The 4,114-nt window shown below is 71.2% G+C and carries 4 protein-coding genes; 3 read left to right on the plus strand and 1 reads right to left on the minus strand.

Annotated elements, in window-relative coordinates; all coding sequences use genetic code 11:
• The 3 genes from VNT50_RS04385 to VNT50_RS04395 all read left to right on the plus strand — a co-directional run.
• On the plus strand, nucleotides 1-1,151 hold a 1,151-nt coding region (locus VNT50_RS04385), incomplete at its 5' end, for an SbcC/MukB-like Walker B domain-containing protein (RefSeq protein ID WP_325483883.1).
• Nucleotides 1,152-1,189: 38 nt separating this feature from the next.
• Nucleotides 1,190-1,378 carry a hypothetical protein gene (locus tag VNT50_RS04390; protein WP_325483884.1) on the plus strand — a complete coding sequence of 63 codons (189 nt, stop codon included), beginning with the start codon at nucleotides 1,190-1,192 and terminating at the stop codon, nucleotides 1,376-1,378.
• A gap of 41 nt (nucleotides 1,379-1,419) precedes the next feature.
• Nucleotides 1,420-2,001, plus strand: a complete 582-nt coding sequence (locus tag VNT50_RS04395; RefSeq protein ID WP_325483885.1) for a hypothetical protein — start codon at nucleotides 1,420-1,422, stop codon at nucleotides 1,999-2,001.
• Between the two features lie 18 nt (nucleotides 2,002-2,019).
• Here VNT50_RS04395 and VNT50_RS04400 read toward each other — a convergent pair whose 3' ends face one another.
• Nucleotides 2,020-4,113, minus strand: coding sequence for an NAD(+) synthase (locus VNT50_RS04400; protein WP_325483886.1), 2,094 nt, complete (start codon nucleotides 4,111-4,113; stop codon nucleotides 2,020-2,022).
• Nucleotide 4,114 lies beyond the last annotated feature (1 nt).

Consider the following 4,114-nt stretch of genomic DNA (forward strand, 5'->3'; position numbering starts at 1 on the left):
AGCGCGACGACCTCACTGCGCAGCGGGCGTCGGCCCTCGCCTCGCTCGCCACCGCGGCCCAGACCCTCGCCGACGCGCGGCGCACCGTCGCCGCGGCCCGCGGCGAGCACGCGAGCGTCGCGGACCGGATCGGCGAGGCCGAGCGGCGCATCCGCCTCGCCGATGAGCTCGCCGCACTGATCCGTGAGACCGCCCACAGGACCGACGCGGCCGCGACCGCCGCGGACGACCTCGAGGAACGGCTCGCCGCGAGCGGGTTCGGCGACGTCGCGATGGCCGCGGGGGCGCTGCGCGACGCATCGACCCGGACCGCGCTCGACACTCGCATCCGTCGGTACGATGCCGACCTCTCCGCAGAGAAGTCCGCGCTCATGCAACTCGAGCTCGAGATGCTCCCCGAAGAACCCGTCGACCCCGCCGAGGCCGCCGCCGTCCTCGCTCGCGCCGAGGAGGGCTGGCGGGCCGCCGTCGGTGCCCGGGCACAGGCCGAGCAGCGCGCCGAGGCGCTCGCAGACAGCTGTGCGCGGGCCGAATTCGCGCACGACGCGATCGCCGACCTCGCCGCGGAGGTCGCGGTGATCGAGCGCCTCGCGCACACGGTCTCGGGCCGCGCACCCAACACGCGCCGCATGAAGCTCGAGACGTTCGTGCTGGCGGCCGAGCTCGAGGAGATCGTGGCCGCGGCCAACGTGCGACTCGGCGAGATGTCGGGCGAGCGCTACAGCCTGCAGCACTCCGACGCCCTCGCGGCCCGGGGCGGCGCGTCCGGGCTGGGCCTGGAGGTCATGGACCGCTACACCGGGCGGCCGCGGCCCGCGCAGTCGCTTTCGGGGGGCGAAACCTTCCTCGCCTCGCTCGCCCTCGCGCTCGGGCTGGCCGAGGTCGTCACCGGCCGCGCCGGGGGCGTCACGCTAGACACCCTCTTCATCGACGAGGGCTTCGGCGCGCTCGACGCCGAGACGCTCGATGTGGCGATGCGCACGCTCGACGAGCTGCGACAGGGCGGCCGCACCGTCGGTGTTATCAGTCACGTCGAGGCGATGAAAGACCAGCTGCCCGCGCAGCTGCGCGTCGAGGTCACGCCCGAAGGCTGGAGCGCGGTCCACCAGGACGCGCGGCAGGGTGCGGCGGTGTTCGCGAACCTCGAGTAGCGGCAACTCGTGGGCCGATCGCGAAATAGGCTGGGCCCATGAACAGAAGCACCGTCTGGACCGTCCTGGGGGTCATCGCGGCCATCGTGATCGCGTGGATCCTCGTCGACATCGCCTTAGCACTGCTCTGGTTCATCGGCAAGCTCGTCATCGTGCTGATCGTCGCCGCGGTGGTGTTCTTCGTGCTGCGGGGCGTGTTCTCCCGCCGGTCGAGCTCCGACGCCTGAGGCCCTCCCGCGCGCGGGGGCGCTCTGCGAGACTGAGGCGCATGGACTCCGTGCTGCTCGATGCTCCCGAAGGAATCCTCGCGCGCCTGGGGTGGGATCCCCGCCTCGACGAGCGTGCTCGCGTCGTGGCGCTCGCCCGCGAGCTCGTGGCCGCGCACGAGAACGCCGACGCGACCACCGTGCGCGTCGACGGCGAGACACCCGCGCAGTCCGGCCATCACGTCCAGCTCGAGGCGACGGTCGCGGGAAAGCCGGTGCCGCTCACGATCAAGGCCGTCAGCTTCCGCACCGCGACGGTGGCCGCCGTCGCCGATGCCGCGGTGCCGATCGGGCTCGACATCCGCGATCTGACGCCCGACGAGGTGACGCTTCGTGAGATGCGCCGCCACTCGCACCTGATCGACGGGGGGAGCGACCACGTGCTGCTCAACCACTGGACGCGTGTGCAGGCCGTGCTCGCCGCGGACGGACGGGGGCTCCGCGTCCACCCCGAGCAGGTACGCCTCGACGCGCCCCTCAACAAGGGCTGGGTCTCCGATCGTCGCGTGTTCTACCGCCTCAAGGACCTTTCGCGCGATGCGTGGGTCATCACCCTCGCGTACGGCGGATTCCCGGGGCACTGAGCCCGGCGCCGCACCCCGTCACATGTGCTCGGGCAGCGCGGCATCCAATTCCGCGAGCCACGCGCGCGCGTTTCCATCCGATGGCGCGCGCCAGTCGCCGCGCGGTGACAGCGAGCCGGCCGGCGACACCTTCGGGCCGTTCGGGATGGCCGATCGCTTGAACTGCGCGAACGCGAAATAGCGCTGCAGAAACACCCGCAGCCACCGGGTGATCGTCGGGAGGTCGTACGCGTAGTGATCGGCCTCGGGGAATCCGGGCGGCCAGGCCCCGGCATCCTTGTCGCGCCACACATGCGAAGCGAGGAAGGCGATCTTCGAGGGGCGCAGGCCGTACCGCAGGATGTGGAACAGCGCGAAGTCGTGGAGCGCGTAGGGACCGATCGCGTCTTCGGTGGACTGCACCTTGCCGTCCTGGCCGACGGGGACCAGCTCGGGGCTGATCTCGGTGTCGAGCACGGACTGCAGCACCGCCTTCGCTTCGTCGCTGAGCGCCGTCGAGCCCTCACCGTCGCTCGCGCCGCCGTCGCCGATCGCGGGTGCGTGCGAGATCACCCAGCGGATCAGGTGCTGGACGAGCGTCTTCGGAACGCCGGTGTTGACGGCGTAGTGGCTCATCTGGTCGCCCACGCCGTAGGTGGCCCAGCCGAGGGCCAGCTCCGACAGGTCGGACGTGCCGATCACCATCCCGCCGTTCTGGTTGGCGAGCCGGAACAGGTAGTCGGTGCGCAGGCCCGCCTGCACGTTCTCGAACGTCACGTCGTGCACCGGCTCGCCGTCGGCGAAGGGGTGCTTGATCTTCGTGAACAGTTCGATCGCGGCATCCCGGATGTCGATCGTCTCGATCGAGGCGCCGATCGCCTCCGCGAGGGCGATGGCGTTCGACTTCGTGTGCTCGGAGGTCGCGAAGCCGGGCATCGTGTAGGCCAGGATGTCGGAGCGCGGGCGCCCCATGCGGTCCATGGCGCGCGCGACGACGAGCAGGGCGTGCGTGGAGTCCAGGCCCCCGCTGACGCCGATGACGGGCTTGGGCCGTCCGATGGCCTCCAGGCGCTGCACGAGGCCCGTCACCTGGATGTTGAACGCCTCGTAGCAGTCCTGCGCGAGGCGGGCGGGGTCATCGGGCACGAACGGGAAGCGGTCGAGCGGGCGGCGAAGCCCGATATAGCGGGCGGGCGGGTCGAGCTCGAAGTGCACGGTGCGGAACCCGCCGGTGCGAGCGCCGTGGGTGCGGCGATTGTCGTCGAACGTGCCCTGGCGCAGACGATCCTGCCGAAGGCGGTCGAGGTCGACATCGGCGACCGAGCGCCGCGGCCCGTCGGGGAACCGCTCGGTTTCGACGAGCAGGTTCCCGCCCTCGTAGATCATCGTCTGGCCATCCCACGACACATCGTTCGTCGACTCGCCCATTCCGGCGGCGGCATACGCGTAGGCGGCGAGGCAGCGCAGCGATTGGGACTGCGACAGCGACTTGCGGTCGTCGGCGCGCGCGATCGTGATCGGGCTGCCCGACAGGTTCGCGAGCACGGTCGCCCCGGCGAGGGCCGCCTCCGACGACGGCGGGATCGGCACCCACACGTCCTCGCACACCTCCGCGTGCACGACGAGGCCCGGAACGTCCAGTGCCTCGAACAGCAGGTCGGGGCCGAACGGGGCCTCGACCCCGCCGATCACGAGATACTCGCCGCTCTGATCGTCGCCCGGCGCATACCAGCGGCGCTCGTAGAACTCCCGGTACGTCGGAAGGTACGACTTCGGTGCCACCCCGAGCACCTCTCCGCGATGGATGATGACGGCGCAGTTGTAGAGGCGGTTGCGATGCCGCAGGGGAGCGCCGACGATCAGCACGGGGAAGAGATCGGCGGATGCCTCCACCAGGCGCTCGATGGCGATCACCACGGCATCGAGCACCGGATCCTGCAGGACGAGGTCGTCGATCGCGTATCCCGTGAGACACAGCTCGGGGAAGACGGCCACGGCCACGGCGTCGGCATCGCACGCGCGAGCCGCGTCGAGCACCGCCTCGGCGTTCGTCGCGGGGTCGGCGATGGCGACGGGGATCGTGCACGCCGCCACGCGCGCGAACCCATGGCGGTACGCGCTCTCGAAGGGCAGG

Source organism: Microbacterium sp., assembly GCF_035554235.1.
Lineage (GTDB): Bacteria > Actinomycetota > Actinomycetes > Actinomycetales > Microbacteriaceae > Microbacterium.